This window comes from Actinomadura sp. SCN-SB (assembly GCF_043906805.1).
In the GTDB taxonomy this organism is placed as follows: domain Bacteria; phylum Actinomycetota; class Actinomycetes; order Streptosporangiales; family Streptosporangiaceae; genus Spirillospora.
In genome coordinates this window covers 40,859-55,255 of sequence record NZ_JBIMPP010000016.1, presented here as the reverse complement: position 1 = coordinate 55,255, position 14,397 = coordinate 40,859, and the positions used below count along the sequence as shown (strand labels likewise).

The window sequence follows — 14,397 nt, the reverse complement described above, 5'->3', positions numbered from 1 at the left end:
GCAGTCAGCCGCCGACGCAGATCTGCCCGGCACCCTTCGGGGTGGTCAGATCGCCGCCCTTGACCTGCGCGTACCAACCGCACGGCTTCTGCACGGCAGGCTTGTCCTTGGCGAAGGTCACCGGCGGGATCATGCCATCGGCGGAGTAGTTCGGGCCGAGGGCGTACAGGCCCTTGTAGACGTCCTCGGACGTGGGCTGGGCGGAGATGTTCGCCAGTGCCTTGCCGAACACGACGGCGCCCGTCCAGCCTGCCGTCCCGCTGCCGTTGAGCAGCGAGTCGGGCGCGTACTTCTCCATCGCCTCGCGGTACTGCTTGACCGGCGCCGAGTCCCCGACCCACAGTGCCGAGTCACTGGCGATCCACAGCCCGTCGGTGGCGGTGTTCTTCAACTGGTCCTCGCTCCAGCTCTGGCCGCTCTGCAGCAGCGTCGGCCGGTAGCCCTGCTTGGCGCAGTCGGCGGAGAACCGCAGGCCCGTCTCCTGCGCCGTGGCGACGAAGATCGTGTCCGCACCGCTCTTGCGCAGCGCGATGCACTGCGCCGCGTAACTGGGCGCCGACGCCGACAGCGCCTGCCCGCCCACGAACCTGATCCCCAGCTTCTGGGCGACACCGCGGGTGGCCGGGACGGCTTCCGCGCACCCTGGTACCTCCGCGCAGAACACGATGCCGTAGGCGCTCTTGCCCGCCACCCGCGTGGTGTTGGCGGTGATCGTCAGGTAGTTCAGCGTGGTGAGCGTGGTCGGGAAGAAGTTCGGATTGGTCAGCCAGACGGCGCCCGAGGCGTTGCCGCCGATCACCGGGATCTTCATGGCGGAGACGTAGGACGCCCAGGACCCTTCCAGGCCCGCCTCATGCTGGCCCACGATCGCGATGACCTTCTCGTTCTCCACCAGGTCCTTCACCGCGGCGATCGCCTTGGGGGCCTGCGACTGGTCGTCGCGCACCACGACCTCGACCGGATGCCCGTTGATGCCTCCGGCCGCGTTGGTCTGTTTGGCCCAGGCCCGCACCGCATCGACGGACGCCTTCGACGTCGTGCCCGCGAACCCGCTGTAGGAACCCACGTTGCCGATCTTGATGGGCGGTTTGGTCAGGGTGGGGGTGGGGCCGGCCTCCACTTCCGATCCGCCGCCGCACGCCGTGGCGACGAGCGCCAGGGCAGCGAGGGCACCCGCCCATGATGCGGTTCGATGCGCCTTCATCGAGTTGTCCCTTCGTGGGGTCTCTCAGGCTCGGGCGGGACGACCTGCGAGAACGAGATCCGGGGTGGCGGGAGCGGGCACTGTGTCCCCCGTCACAGTGGTGGTGCGGACAGTCTCCTGCGCGCCCAGGTATAAGTCAATAAATATAAAGAGATAACTATTCAACGATACGATCGCCCGCTGCGCGCAGCACCGCCACGTGCAACGCCGTCGTCCTCGGGCACCCTCGTGGAGGGGGCCATAGTGCGGTCGACCATCCGCCGGCCCTTGTTTCCCCTCCCGCCCAGAATGGAGCGAACATGACCGACCAGCCGGTTCTCCTCACCGCGGACACCGGCCATGTCCGGCTGCTCACCCTCAACCGTCCCGGCGCGCGTAACGCGCTCAACACGGAACTGAACGCCGCCCTTCGCAAGGCGCTGGACGATGCCGATGCGGACGAAGCCGTCCATGCCGTCGTCGTCACCGGCGCGGACCCGGCGTTCTGTGCGGGGCTCGACCTCAAGCAGGCCGCCGCCGAAGGAGATGCCTTCTTCCGCGAAATGGAGGAGTTCAGCTGCATCGTCAGGATCGGCGAGATGACCAAGCCGGTCATCGGCGCCGTGAACGGGGCGGCGTTCACCGGCGGTCTGGAGATCGCGCTCGGCTGCGACTTCCTCGTCGCGTCCGAGCGCGCGGCCTTCGCCGACACCCACGCTCACGTCGGGGTCCTCCCGGGCGGCGGCCTCACCCCGCGGCTGCCCCGCCTGGTCGGCGCCGCGCACGCGCGCCGCATGTCGATGACGAGCGAGGTGGTGGACGCGGGCCGGGCTGAACGCATCGGGCTGGTGACCGAGGTCGTCCCGCACGATGATCTGCTGGGCCGCGCCATGGCCCTGGCCGCGGCGGTCGCGGAGGTCCCCCCGGAGGTCATGCGGGGCCTCAAGCGGATGTACGTCGAAAGCGGCGGCCTCGCCGACGACATCGCCACGGAGATCGGCATCGCGCGCCGCTTCCGCCCGGACTACGGCGGCCTGGAGACACGCCGGGCCCGCCTTGTCGGCCGCAACCGCGCCCAGCTGCCCGGAAGGGGGCAGTGACGGCGACCATCGCCGACCGAGGTCTTCGAGCCGGAGGGCATGGCGACCGGTGTCGATGTGGTGATGCGGACGGCTTCACATCGGAGTGGCGGGGTGGTTCCGAATTCGCCACAGCGTTACGACACCGGTGCAGTACCTGGGTCGGCTCGGCGAGGAACCGTCGCGGCGGGCGGTCTTCCGCGTTCGCCCGGTCTCGGCGATCGAGCACGATGACGCGCCCCCGACAGCTCCGGCGCAGGTGACCCCGGGGTCGCCCGCGCGCAGAATGCCGGGGATGCCGAACTCCAGATCGTGGCGCATCCGGGAGTCTCCTCGGCAGGTACAGGAGCCCGACTTTGAGTTAAATAGGATAAATAGTTTAATGTTTGCACGATGCCTGAGTCCAGCCGTCCCGGACGGAAGAGGAGCGCATGTACGACGACCTGCCATCCGAACTGCTCGTCGAGGCCGACGGGCCGGTCCGCGTCCTGACGCTCAACAACCCCGAACAGCTGAACGCCTTCATCGATCCGCTGCACGAGGCGATGATCGGTGTCTGGTCGCGGCTGGCGGCCGATCCCGGTTGCCGTGCCGTCGTGCTCACCGGGGCCGGGCGGGCCTTCAGCGCGGGCGGGAACATCCCCGGGTTCATCCGCGACTACGAGGATCCCGAGCACCGGCGGGCCTCGCTGCGCGCCGCCCGCCGCCTGGTCGACGAGATGCTCTCCTTCCACATCCCCGTGATCGCTGCGGTCAACGGCCCTGCGGTCGGGCTCGGCTGCAGCGTCGCCGTGCTGTGCGATCTGGTACTGATCTCGCAGGACGCCTACATCGCCGACACCCATGTCAGCATCGGCCTGGTCGCCGGTGACGGCGGCGCGATGTCATGGCCGCTCATGACGAGCCTGCTCAAGGCCAAGGAGTATCTGTTCACCGGAGACCGCATACCGGCGGCCGAGGCGGTCGCCCTGGGCCTGGCCAACCGGACGGTGGAGCCCGCACGGCTCCAGGAGGAGGCCCGCGCGCTGGCCCATCGCATCGCCGGTCAGCCGCCACAGGCCGTCCAGGAGACCAAACGGGCCGTCAACCTGCACCTGCAGCAAGCGGCGAACCTGGTTCTGCCGTTCGCGCTGGCCGCAGAGGGGGAGTCGTTCGCCACCGACGACATCCGCAAGACCATCGAGAAGTTCAAGGCGCGCGAGTCCCGGTGAGGGCGCGGCGAACGTTCGAGATGGGCGAGCCGGGCTGGACCGCCGTGGTCGGCGTGGAACGCCGGGAGGGTGTGCCGGCACGGCGTCCGTCCTGACGCATGAGGGCTCCCTTGGCGCGCTACCCGCACTATGGCGATGCTCGGCGTGATCACCACGGTGGACCAATGGGTGGCCAAATGGCCGAAAGGCCATCGAGGGCGGAAGAGGCGGAAACGGGCGGAGCAATGGAGATCTGCCGCAGCGAAGGACCTGGAGAACGCCATCGGCCGCGAACTGGGCGATGACCCTTTCGAACGGCTCGGCCCCCCGGCGCCGCACAGCTCGTCGCCCGGACGATCGAAATGGAGGGCGGTGACAGGCCGGCCTGCGTGGCCGACCTGGTGAGCCGGTTCTCCTTCGGCGCCTGACCTCGTCGGTGATGCGACTGCGTTTCGCCCGGGCATTCGCAGTGGGTGCCCGGGCGGGCGTTCAGTCGAGCAGGTCGAGGACGGTCTTGGCGCCGACCGCGTTCACCGCGTCATCGGCGGCGGTGACGTGCCTTTCCCAAAGGTCCTCGGCCTCCTCCGCATTACCGGCCTCGATCAGGTCGACCAGCTTCACATGGGTGCGGTGGGCCTTGCGGGCATTGCTCCTGCGCGCCGACGATTCGGGGTCTGCCGCCAGGTAGGAGGAGTTCGCCCGGTCCACGATGTAGCGCAGAATGCCGCCGAGCAGGATGAGCGTGTGGTTTCCGGCCAGCTCGACCAGGAGGGCGTGGAAATCGTCCTGCGCCTGGACCAGCGCCATGGGCCGGTCCTTGGCCGCCTTCTCCGCGTCGATCGCCGCGCGAAGGCGGGCGATGTCCGCCGCGGTGTGCTTGAGGGCGAGCTTGCGTGCGCAGGCGGGTTCGATGACGGCGGCGGCGCGGTAGACGTCGGCCAGCGTCGCGCCGCGGTGCTCCAGGATGAGGCCCGCATAGCGAGCCGCGACGTCGATGTCGGGGGCGGCCACCCGCGCACCGCCGTGGGCGCCGCGCCGGATGGTGATCAGCCCTTCGGACTCCAGTACGCGGAACGCCTCTCGCAGCGTCGGCCGGGACACGCCGAACTGCTCCATGAGGGAGGTCTCGGGGGGGAGCGGGTCGCCGGGCTGGAGTTGACCGCGGATGATCTGGCGGCGCAGCGAGCGGGAGATCAGCTCGGCGGTCTTGGGAATCCGGACCTGGCGGCCCACGCGCGGACGGTCCGCCGTCCGCGCCGCCGGGTCCCCCGCCGGTGCCGTCTCCGTCATCAAAACCTCTCCCTCGTCTCGCCTCGCGCACGTCGGTCCGCCGGCATCGCCGCCGGCCGCGAAGGTCCCCTGGGACACCGATCTATTTGAATGAGTTTACCAGTTGAGCGATGTCAGCCCCGCAGCTTCAGCGTGAGACGTGTCGCACTTGCGGTGAGGTGAGGTTTCGAAATGCCAAGGCTAATACTTCCGCGCCATTGTCGCCCCATCCTTCCCCAGCCATTGGCGCCCCAGAGAAAGACTCTCGGCTATCGCCGGTTCCTGCTGAGCGCTCGCTTCTCTCGATGGGCCGCGCGTGCCTCACGGGAGTCGTCGAGTTGGTGCGCAGCGCCCGGCCGGCGTCCGAGGCCGGGATCGCGACCACGGCGTCGTCCCGGGGCCGGCCGCTCTCGGTGCCGAGGAGCGGCGCGGGGTGCCGTAGCCGCGCGAGCCCCGCTGACGACCTTCCCCACCGTCAGTCCCCGAGGATGACCGTTACGATTAATTATTGTATTATTTAAGCCTCATCGTCGGGGCGTCGGCCTGGCCGGTGCCCGCGGCGGGCGAACGGACCGAGGGGGCGCGTTGCTGGAGGGAAGTGCGGCGCCGGTCGGGCACCGGATGGCCGATCTCCTCCGTCCTGGGATGACGGTCGCGCTCGGCGACGGGTCCGGTGCACCGCGTCCGGTCTCGGCCGAGCTGAGCCGGGCCGCCCGAGCCGTCGGCGGAGTCCGGCTGATCCTGGGCTGGGTGCCGCGCGCCGATCCCGGCCTGGACCTGTCCGCCTTCGCCGACGTGCGCACCGTGATGCCCGGCTGGGGGCTGCGCGACGAGGTGGCCGCGGGGACGGTGCGCTTCCCGCCGGTCCGGCTGTCGGCGACACCGGCGTTGCTGCACGGTCCCTGGCGGCCCGATCTGCTGGTCGCGAGCGTCGTTCCGAGCGGCGCGGGGTTCGCCTTCGGCAGCGAGGTGTCCTGGCAGCGGGCGGCCGTAGCGGCGGGTGCCACGGTCGCCGGGGTCCTCGCGCACCGGGCGCCCCGCAGCGACGCCGGCCCTCCACTCGCGCCGGAACACGTCGTGATCGTGGGGGAAAGCGCCGAACCACCGGCGGCGCTCCCGGAGGCCCGTCCGGGAGCCGATCACGTGGCCATCGCGCGGCGGCTGGTGCGACTGATCCCCGAGTCCTCGCGCGTGCAGGTGGGCCCGGGGCCGGTCGCTTCGGCGCTGATGAAGGAACTGGCGGTCCCGGTGCGGATCGATTCGGGAATGCTGCCCGAACCCGTGGTGGACCTCGCCGAACGTGGCCTGCTCGTGGACGATCCGGTGGGCACCTACCTGGCCGGCGGGCCGCGGCTCTACGCGTGGGCCGACGGGCGCCCGCTGTTGCATCCCATCGAGTACACCCATGACCTCGGGCGGCTGTCGTCCGCCCCGCTGTTCGCGGTGAACACGGCCGTCGAGATCGACCTCGACGGCCAGGTGAACGTCGAGGGCACCGCGTCGGCCGTCCTCGGCGGGATCGGCGGCCACGCCGACTACGCGGCCGCCGCCGCCCGGTCGGTCGGCGGGCTCAGCATCATCGCGGTCCCGACCCGGCACAAAGGGCGATCCAACCTCGTCATCGCGCTGTCCCGCCCGGTGAGCACGCCCGCCCACGACGTGGACATGGTGGTGACCGAGACAGGCGCGGCCGACCTGCGCGGGCTGTCCCGGCCCGACCGCCGGGAGGCGCTGGCTGAGCTGTGGGGCCCGGCGGCACCGCGCGACGACATGTGAGCACGACGGAACGACCGTCCCGACCGGAGGCCAGATGACAGTGAAAGTTCCGATCGGCACCCACTCGCCGTGCTGGGGCACGTCCGGTAGGCGCGTCTTCGCCGATGACGAGGACGCGTTCACCCTCGGCGGTGCCCCCGCCACCCTGAAGGCGCTCGGCTCGTCCCGGTCCAGGGGCCTGGTGGTCGGTGCAGCCGAGCCGCACGACATCGGGGGCCCGACCGCCGTGTCGCCCGTGACCGTCCTGGAGGTACCCGGTGGGTGATGTACGGGTCGGGATCATCGGTGTGGGCTGGGGTGCGCACGTGCAGGTCCCGGCCTTCCGCGCGGCCGGAGGCTACGAACCGGTCGCGCTGTGCGCGCGGCGGCCGGAGCGGCTGGCCCGGGCCGCCGGTCGGGTGGGGATCGAGGACACCTCGACGGACTGGCGGTCGTTCGTCCGCCGTGACGATCTGGACGTGATCTCGGTGGCGACGCCGACGGCCCTGCACGCCGAGATCACCATCGCCGCACTCGCGGCGGGCAAGGCGGTGCTGTGCGAGAAACCCCTGGCCACCGACCCCGGTCAGGCCCGCGCGATGGTGCGGGCGGCGCAGGCGTCGGGGCGGCCGACGGGCTGCTGCTTCGAGAACCGCTGGAGCCCGGCATGGCTGGCCGTGTCCGAACGCGTCCGGTCCGGGATTCTCGGCATCCCGTACCTGGCGCGGGTGAGCCGCAGCGCGTCGTACTGGCATCCGAGCCGGCCGTTGCAGGCACGTTGGATGTACGACCGCTCCCAGGGCGGTGGGTACCTCGCGGGAATGCTGGTGCACGATCTCGACTATCTGTGCACCCTGCTGGGACCGCCGGAGGCGGTGTGCGCCGAGGTGCGCAGCAGCATCCCGGTGCGGCGGCTCCCCGGCGGGGAAGAACTCCGCGTCACCGCGGACGACACCGCGGCGTTGCTGATGCGGATGGCCTCCGGCGCGCTCGCGGTGCTGAGCGTCTCGGTGGTCGGCGCCCACGCCGACCATTTCCGCCTGGAGTTGTTCGGCGCGGACGGCACGATCGTCGGCGACGGCGAACTCCGCGACACCCGCTACCGGGCCGGCGAGGCCCGTGCCGAGGGCCTGGTCGAACTTCCACCGGCCGACCGCCGTCCGTCAGCGCCCGAACAACTCGCCGGTGGCCTCGCAGGGGAGGCGAGCCGGGCCATGGCGCTCATGCTGGAGGATTGGGTCCCGGCCTTCGACGGCCGGCCGTCCCCGATTCCCACCTTCGCCGACGGGCTGCTGAGCCTCGCCGTCATCGAGGCCGCGCACCGATCCTCCGAAGGAGGGGGCTGGGTACCCGTACGGCCATGACCGCGGGGACGCGTGGGATCGGGGCTCAGCTGAGCAGGTCGAGCACGGTCCGGGCACCGAGTTCCTCGGTGAGGAGCTTGGCGATGCCCTCCAGATGGCGCCGCCAGAGGAACTCGGCGCCTTCGGCGTCCCCGTCGCGGATCAGGGCGACCAGCCGTTCGTGCATCCGGTGGGCGCGCCGCACGCTGGCGAACGCCTGCTCGTCGCTGGTGTCGTGCTCGGTCACCGAGATGTTGGCCGCCGCGACGATGTAGTAGAGCATCTCCACCAGCAGCGCCAGCGTCTCGTTGCCACCAAGTTCGACCACCAGGAGGTGGAAGCGTTCGTCCACGCCGACGAACCGGTAGGGATCCTCCGCGGCGGCCCTCCGGGACTCTTGCAGAGCGGCATCGAGGGCGTCGACCTCGGACCTGGTCCGGCGCGCGGCCAGCAGACCGGCGGCTCGCGATTCCAGGATCGTACGCGCCTCGTAGACATCGGCCAGCGTGGCGCCGCGGTATTGCAGCAGCACTCCCGCGTACCGCGCGGAAACGGACGGATCGGGGAGATGGACCCGGGCCCCGCCGCGCGCTCCGCGCTGGATGCTGATAAGCCCTTCGGCCTCCAGCACGCGGAAGGCCTCCCGCAAGGTCGGACGGGAGACGCCGTAATGGTCCATCAACGCCGTCTCCGGCGGCAGGGCCTGGCCCGCCTCCAGCTCGCCAAGGATGATCTGCCGGCGCAGCTGGCCGGCGACCAGCTCTCCCGCCTTGGGGACGCGTATGCGGCTGTGCGTGGACATGGACCTCATTCCACCACCGATTCCAGGGCGTCCAAGCGTGATCACCGCGCCGTTTCCCGCTGCTCTCAGCCGTCGCGGCTGAGAAGCAGGCATCCGGCGACGGGTCCGCCTCCGGCGGCGACGGCCGCGATGGCGGGGGAGCCGGGGACCTGGCGGTCGCCGGCCTGCCCCCAGAGCTGGAGGCAGGCCTCGTGCAAGAACCCGACTCCGTGCAGGCGGCCCCCTGAGAGCTGGCCGCCGCTGGTGTTGAGGGGCAGTTCGCCGGTACGGGAGATGCGCTCCCCGTCTTGGACGAAGCGCCCGGCCTCGCCCCGTTCACAGAAGCCGAGCGCTTCCAGCCATTGCAGGGTCAGATAGCTGAACCCGTCGTAGAGCTGGGCGATGTCGACGTCGGCAGGGCGCAGATGCGTGCGCTCCCAGAGGGTGTGGGCGGCGTCGTGCGCGGCCATGGTGGTCAGATCGGGCCGCTGGTCCCAGGTGTTGCGTTCGTACATGCCGGTGCCCAGTGACCGTACGGTCAGCGGATCCTGCCGCAGCCCGGTCGTCGCCTCCCGCCGCGAGATCACGATCGCGGTCGCCCCATCGCACGGGACGTCGCAGTCGTACAGGCAGAACGGCGTGGAGATGATCCGCGCGGCGAGGTAGTCGTCGAGGGTCAGCGGGGCACGGTAGATCGCGCTGGGGTTGAGGGCGGCGTTGCGCCGCGCGTTCAACGGCACCTGCGCGAGTTGCTCCCTGGTCAGCCCGTATTCGTGGACGTAGCGCTGTGCCGCCAGCGCGATCCAGTTGGCTGCGGAGATCGCGCCGTAGGGTGCGAGCCACTGGTGGAACCCCTCGGCGCGGTGGCGTCCCTGTTCGCCGCCGGCCAGGACGCTGCCGCGGCCGCGGCCGGCCTGGGCGGTGGACTCCCACACGGACCGGAAGAACAGCACATGATCGGCCATCCCGGTGGCCACCGCCATGCACGCGTCGGCCAGCGGCCCCAGCTGCCCGGCGGTCTCCATCGCTCCCAGAAACCAGCGGGCCCGGATCCCCAGCGCCCCGATCACGTCGTAGGCGCCGGCTCCGGTGAAGCCCGGGTCGGGGGCGAAGGCGCCGGGATAGGTGGCCACGCCGTCGATGCCGGCGGCGGTCAGCCCCGCGTGGTCGAGCGCACGCAGGCAGGCCTCCAGCGTCAGCTCCAGCCCGTCGCGTTCCAGGCGGCGGCCGATCTGGGACTGCCCGGCGCCGCTGATGACGGCTCGCCCGTCCAGCACGCTCATGGCGTCACCGGTGCGAACAGCGGCAACCATACGTCCTCCCAGTGCTCGAAGATGACCTGGACGGGCATGCCGATCTCGACCCGATGCGGGTCACAGCCGGCGATGTTGGTCGCCAGCCGCACCCCCGGTTCCTCGGCGATCTCCACCAGCGCCACCACGTACGGCGGCGGGAAGCCCGGCAGCCACGGCTGGTGGTTGACGGTGAAGGTCACGACGGTGCCGCGCCCGGAGACCGGTTCGGCGGCGACGTCGAAGCTCTGGCAGCGGAAACAGACCGGAGCGGGCGGGTGGAAGAAGTGCCCGCACTGGTGGCAGCGATGGATCCGGAGCTCGCCCTTCTCGCCACCCGTCCAGAAGTCCCTTGTCAGGGGACCGAGCGCCGGCAGCATACGGAACTCCGGGCGTGCCGGGGCCGGGCCGGCAGGGACCGCCGTTCCGTCCGGGCCCGCCTCTTCCGTCATCGCGCCCCCTCCTGTCCACCGCGCCGGGCGAGCGCGGCCGCCGACCGTTCCACCAGCTCGACCACCACATCGTCGGGATCCTTGAGGAACAGCACCGTCAGCCCGCCCAGAGGGGTGCCGGGAAGCGGGATCCACGTCGGCCCGCCGCGTTGCCGCTCAGGGAGGCTCGCCAGGGCAGAGGAGGCGGCGCCGGCGTCCTCCGTCGCCAGCGCGATGCGGTACAGGCCCTGTGAGTTGGCGGTAAGTGTCGCCGCGGCGATGCCGGGGGGACGATGCCATTGCACCAGCTCGAGCGTGAACGTCCCGTCCTGCGGTAGCTCCAGCGAGACGAACGACACCTCTACGTCGTCCGCTGTCCCCAGGGCCCAGCCTGGGAGGGTCAGTCGGGAGGCGGGTGCGAGCTGCTGGAAGCCGAGTGCGGCGTACCAGCCGGCCGAGGCGTCCAGGTCGGAGCAGTTGATCCGCAGGTGCGACAGCGTCGCTCCGGATTCCACGCTCCCGGCGTGCCCGCTCTCCACCAGTTCCACGGCCACCCCATCGGGACCCGTGATCCTCTTGGCATGGGCCTTTCCACCACGATGGGGCACCGGGCCCAGGGCGTCCGGTCCCTCGGTCGTGTGCCCCACGGCGGAGATGTCCGGCATCGTGTAGCCGATCGCGCTGATGCCGGTCTGCCATGGGGAGGGTGCGGGCCGTTCCGCCAGGGCGGGGGTGTTCCACTGGACCAGTTCGAGCGCCGGTGCCACCCGTGGCCCGCGCCAGTCGTAGAGGAACCAGGTATCGGTGTCGGTGAGGCCGTCGATGCCCATGGCATGCCCGTCGCCCTCGGTGGACCGCGTGCGCATTCGCCGCGTCAGACCGAGCAGTGCCGAGTAGAACTCGTGAGCGGCGGACACGTCGCCGGTGTTGAGGTTGCAGTGCAGTACCCCGTGGGCGAGGCGGGGCGGACCGGAATCCCGGGTGGGGGAGTCGTCCTGGCCGTTCTGCGTGCTCATCGTGGTCGGTCGCTCCGTCCTGCGCCGGTGGCGATCAGGCGGCGATGCCGGGTAGTTCGCGCAGGTCGTCGCCCATGATCCGGCGCTGGACTGCGGCGTCGAGGCCCTGCAGCTCGGTCAGGAGGTCCGGGCCCAGATCGGCAGCGGTCATGGGTATGCCTCCAAGGCGGTGAACACGACTCTAGACGAATTAGTTATATCATTAATCTCCATGCTTTCGCCATGGGCGGGGCCGCGCCCGCTCCCCACCTCGAAGGCGCGCCGAGTCACGCTCCGGAAACATTGTCGTTACCTCGCACGAGTGTTACGGTCCGGACCAGATGGGCGCATGGGCTGATCAGGGTGATCGCGTCGGCTGGTGGTGATCATGGTGAGCTCCGAGGGCCCGGCCGATCTGCGGCACGTGGACTGGGGCATCGCCGTTCCGGGCGGTCTCGCCGGGCGGGAGCGGGCGGGCCGTGGGGCCACCCCGTCCCGGGGCCAGGCCGGTCGCGCGGTGTCACCGCGCGCCCGCCGCTGGGCCCGGGACATCGAGGAGATCGTCGGCGTGACCCCCCACTCGCGGCGGGTGACCATCGGCTGGCGGCACCTGCAGCCCGACGGCCCCGCATCCTGGAACCGCGCCGCCGTGGACAGGTGCGACCGGACCCTCGACGCCTGGCTGTCCGCGGGGCTGCGCCCGAACCTGTCGCTGGTCTACCTGGACCTGCCGGGCTGGCTCGACGATGCGGGGGGCTGGCTGCGCAGGGAAACCGCCCTGCGCTTCGCCGATTTCGCGGCCGAGATGGGACGGCGCTTCGGCGATCGCGTTGACCGTTGGTTCACGTTCCGTAACCTGATGACGCCGTCGCTGGCCGACCGCGTGGCGGGCATGGCACCGCCCGGACGTGGCGCCGGCCTGGCCGGGCTGCCCGCCGTCCACCACGTCCTGCTCGGCCACGGCCTGGCGATGCGGGCGCTGCGTTCGGCGGGTGTGGACGGCGAGGTGGGGTGCGGTACCGCCTTGATCGCGGCCTACGCGGCCACCGGCGACCCCTATGACGGGCTCGCCGCCGAGCGGCTGGAGAGCTGGTCCACTCGCCTGTTTCTCGATCCGCTCCTGTACGGCGAGTACCTGGTGCCCGAGAGCGGAGTCCCGTTCATGGAGACTCTGGGATGCGTCCGCCCGGGGGATCTGGAGACGATCGCGCAGCCACAGGACTTCCTCGGGCTGATCTGGAGCGGGCCGATGCGCGCCACCGCCCCCGAGAACCTGCCCCGGGTGCTGCCCGCGCTCGGCTGTTTCGAGGCAATGAACCAGGTCAACCGGTTGCTGGTGCGGCTCGGATTCGCGGTCGTCCCGTTCGAGGACGTGCCGACCACGTCCTACGGCTGGCCCGTCATCCCCGAGGCCCTGGCGGACGCCCTTGCCGCCGTCAAGCGCATCTACGGCGACCGGCTCCCGCCGGTGCATCTCACCGACAGCGGCATCGGCGACCTCGACGCCGGAGAGTCCGGGCGGGCCGGCGCCCGGCGCCGCCAGGTGCGCTCCGCCTGCCTGGGTTGGCTCCACGCAATCATGGCCGAGGGCGCGGACGTCCGCGGCTACGAGTACGCCCCCGTCATCGAGGACCTGGACTGGAAGCTGCGCTACACGCGGCTCTACGGGCTCGCCGTCCCCGATACGCATCCCGTCCGACTACCCCGGCCTCCGCATGACTGGGTGGCGACGGGAGTCTTCGACCCCCCACCCCCGGCAGGGCCGGGCGCGGCGACCCCGCAGCGCGACGGCACGATCCGCCTGCTCCGCACCCGTTGAGAGCCGCCGATCCCTGCCGGCCCATGGAGATCGGACGCGCGGCGCCGGTGGTTCCCCGAGGCGGGCGGGCACGCGGCCAACCTCTGGTCGTGACTCGCCGCGCCAGACGGGCGGGCGCTTCTCGGCGAAGGCGGTGGCGCCCTCGCGGGCGTCGGCGGAGGTGAACACGGGCGGATCTGAACCAGCCTTCCTACGGCCAGGCGTCATCAACCGGAAACCTATCTATCAGGTCGGATTTGCCTCTTGAGGTGTAACCGTGGTTACACTCGAATGTGCTCGCAGTGGATGGGGCGGTGAATGGTGGCCGAAGCGGGGACGGGCGCGTGGGTGCTGCTGTCCTATCGGGTGCCGCGTGAGCCTTCGGCGCCGCGGATCGCGGTGTGGCGCAAGCTCAAGCGGCTGGGGGTCGCGCAGTTGGGGGACGGGCTGGTGGCCTTGCCCACGGACGCGCGGACACGGGAGCAACTGGATTGGATCGCCGAAGAAGTGATCGAGGCCGGCGGGACGGCCGGGGTGTGGATCGCGCACCCGGCCACCCGGGCGCAGGAGCGGCAACTGGCCGCGGACATGGCCGCCGCCCGCGCGGCCGAGTACCAGGCCGTCCGGGAGCAGGCGGTGGAGGCGAGCGGGCTGTCGGCGCCGGGGCGGGCGGCGGCGTTGCGGAGGCTGCGGGGCGAGCTGCGGCGCATCGCCCGCCGGGACTACTTTCCGCCGCCGGAGCGGGCGGGCGCCCGTGTCGCCGTCGAAGCCCTTGCCACCGCAGGCAGCCCGGATGGCGAGCTGAAGGAGGAGGAGCCGACATGAAGTGGGTGACCCGCGAGGGAGTCCATATCGATCGGGCTGCGTGCGCGTGGCTGATCCGGCGGTGCCTCGACGCGGAGGCGCGGTTCGTGTTCGTCGCCGATCCAAGCGATGTGGCCGCGGATGCCACGCCGTTCGACATGCGCGGTGCCGAGCTCGGGCATCACGGGGGCGATTGCAGCTTCGAGACGATTCTGTGCCGCCATGACCTGACCGATCCGGTGTTGTGGCGGATCGCCGCGGTGGTGCACGAGGCCGATCTGGACGACGAGCGCTATGACTCGCCGGAAGGCCCTGGGCTGGACGTCGTGCTACGCGGCCTGTCGATGGTCTGCGAAGACGACGAGGTCTTGGCGATTACCGGCCCGATTTTCGATGGCCTGTACGAGTACTACCGGCGTGAGCTGCTGCTCGGCCGCGAACCTTCGTAAGGAACTCCCCTATGACTCGCGCGCTACC

14 protein-coding genes are annotated in these 14,397 nt (G+C 71.0%); 8 read left to right on the top strand and 6 right to left on the bottom strand.

What is annotated here, in order from left to right:
• Nucleotides 1–4 precede the first annotated feature (4 nt).
• Nucleotides 5–1,204 (bottom strand): ABC transporter substrate-binding protein, encoded by a 1,200-nt coding sequence (locus ACGWYJ_RS13295; RefSeq protein WP_395106221.1) that lies wholly within the window; start codon nucleotides 1,202–1,204, stop codon nucleotides 5–7.
• A 299-nt stretch (nucleotides 1,205–1,503) separates the two neighbouring features.
• On the opposite strand from ACGWYJ_RS13295, the gene ACGWYJ_RS13290 reads away from it, so the two are divergent.
• Together ACGWYJ_RS13290 and ACGWYJ_RS13285 are read left to right on the top strand one after the other, a co-directional pair.
• A complete protein-coding gene (locus ACGWYJ_RS13290; protein WP_395106220.1) occupies nucleotides 1,504–2,283 on the top strand; it encodes an enoyl-CoA hydratase in 780 nt (259 codons plus the stop codon).
• 410 nt (nucleotides 2,284–2,693) lie between these two features.
• A complete protein-coding gene (locus ACGWYJ_RS13285) occupies nucleotides 2,694–3,473 on the top strand; it encodes an enoyl-CoA hydratase/isomerase family protein (RefSeq protein ID WP_395106219.1) in 780 nt (259 codons plus the stop codon).
• Between the two features lie 468 nt (nucleotides 3,474–3,941).
• Here ACGWYJ_RS13285 and ACGWYJ_RS13280 read toward each other — a convergent pair whose 3' ends face one another.
• On the bottom strand, nucleotides 3,942–4,742 hold the full coding sequence (locus ACGWYJ_RS13280; protein WP_395106218.1) for a FadR/GntR family transcriptional regulator: 801 nt from the start codon (nucleotides 4,740–4,742) through the stop codon (nucleotides 3,942–3,944).
• Between the two features lie 564 nt (nucleotides 4,743–5,306).
• Here ACGWYJ_RS13280 and ACGWYJ_RS13275 point away from each other — a divergent pair.
• The 3 genes from ACGWYJ_RS13275 to ACGWYJ_RS13265 are packed head-to-tail and all read left to right on the top strand — an operon-like array spanning nucleotide 5,307 to nucleotide 7,840.
• Complete coding sequence (locus ACGWYJ_RS13275) at nucleotides 5,307–6,497, top strand: acetyl-CoA hydrolase/transferase C-terminal domain-containing protein (protein WP_395106217.1); 1,191 nt, start codon at nucleotides 5,307–5,309, stop codon at nucleotides 6,495–6,497.
• 34 nt (nucleotides 6,498–6,531) lie between these two features.
• A complete protein-coding gene (locus tag ACGWYJ_RS13270; RefSeq protein ID WP_395106216.1) occupies nucleotides 6,532–6,762 on the top strand; it encodes a hypothetical protein in 231 nt (76 codons plus the stop codon).
• Nucleotides 6,755–7,840 carry a Gfo/Idh/MocA family protein gene (locus ACGWYJ_RS13265; protein ID WP_395106215.1) on the top strand — a complete coding sequence of 362 codons (1,086 nt, stop codon included), beginning with the start codon at nucleotides 6,755–6,757 and terminating at the stop codon, nucleotides 7,838–7,840. Before ACGWYJ_RS13270 ends, ACGWYJ_RS13265 begins: the two co-directional genes overlap by 8 nt.
• Nucleotides 7,841–7,865: 25 nt before the next feature.
• Here the strand turns inward: ACGWYJ_RS13265 and ACGWYJ_RS13260 are convergent, their stop codons facing one another.
• From ACGWYJ_RS13260 to ACGWYJ_RS13245, 4 genes are all read right to left on the bottom strand, one after another.
• Nucleotides 7,866–8,621 (bottom strand): FadR/GntR family transcriptional regulator, encoded by a 756-nt coding sequence (locus tag ACGWYJ_RS13260; RefSeq protein ID WP_395106214.1) that lies wholly within the window; start codon nucleotides 8,619–8,621, stop codon nucleotides 7,866–7,868.
• A gap of 65 nt (nucleotides 8,622–8,686) precedes the next feature.
• Nucleotides 8,687–9,913, bottom strand: a complete 1,227-nt coding sequence (locus tag ACGWYJ_RS13255; protein WP_395106213.1) for a thiolase family protein — start codon at nucleotides 9,911–9,913, stop codon at nucleotides 8,687–8,689.
• The gene (locus ACGWYJ_RS13250; protein ID WP_395106212.1) at nucleotides 9,880–10,344 is read right to left on the bottom strand and encodes a Zn-ribbon domain-containing OB-fold protein; all 465 of its coding nucleotides are present in this window, start codon (nucleotides 10,342–10,344) and stop codon (nucleotides 9,880–9,882) included. The genes ACGWYJ_RS13255 and ACGWYJ_RS13250 overlap by 34 nt, the downstream gene beginning before the upstream one ends.
• Complete coding sequence (locus ACGWYJ_RS13245; RefSeq protein ID WP_395106211.1) at nucleotides 10,341–11,339, bottom strand: VOC family protein; 999 nt, start codon at nucleotides 11,337–11,339, stop codon at nucleotides 10,341–10,343. The genes ACGWYJ_RS13250 and ACGWYJ_RS13245 overlap by 4 nt, the downstream gene beginning before the upstream one ends.
• Nucleotides 11,340–11,706: 367 nt before the next feature.
• Between ACGWYJ_RS13245 and ACGWYJ_RS13240 the strand changes: the two genes are divergently transcribed.
• From ACGWYJ_RS13240 to ACGWYJ_RS13230, 3 genes are all read left to right on the top strand, one after another.
• Nucleotides 11,707–13,137, top strand: coding sequence for a family 1 glycosylhydrolase (locus ACGWYJ_RS13240; RefSeq protein ID WP_395106210.1), 1,431 nt, complete (start codon nucleotides 11,707–11,709; stop codon nucleotides 13,135–13,137).
• Between the two features lie 297 nt (nucleotides 13,138–13,434).
• Nucleotides 13,435–13,941: a Chromate resistance protein ChrB gene (locus ACGWYJ_RS13235; RefSeq protein ID WP_395106209.1), complete on the top strand. Its 507-nt coding sequence runs from the start codon at nucleotides 13,435–13,437 to the stop codon at nucleotides 13,939–13,941.
• Nucleotides 13,938–14,369, top strand: coding sequence for a chromate resistance protein ChrB domain-containing protein (locus ACGWYJ_RS13230; RefSeq protein ID WP_395106208.1), 432 nt, complete (start codon nucleotides 13,938–13,940; stop codon nucleotides 14,367–14,369). Before ACGWYJ_RS13235 ends, ACGWYJ_RS13230 begins: the two co-directional genes overlap by 4 nt.
• The last annotated feature ends 28 nt before the right edge of the window (nucleotides 14,370–14,397 follow it).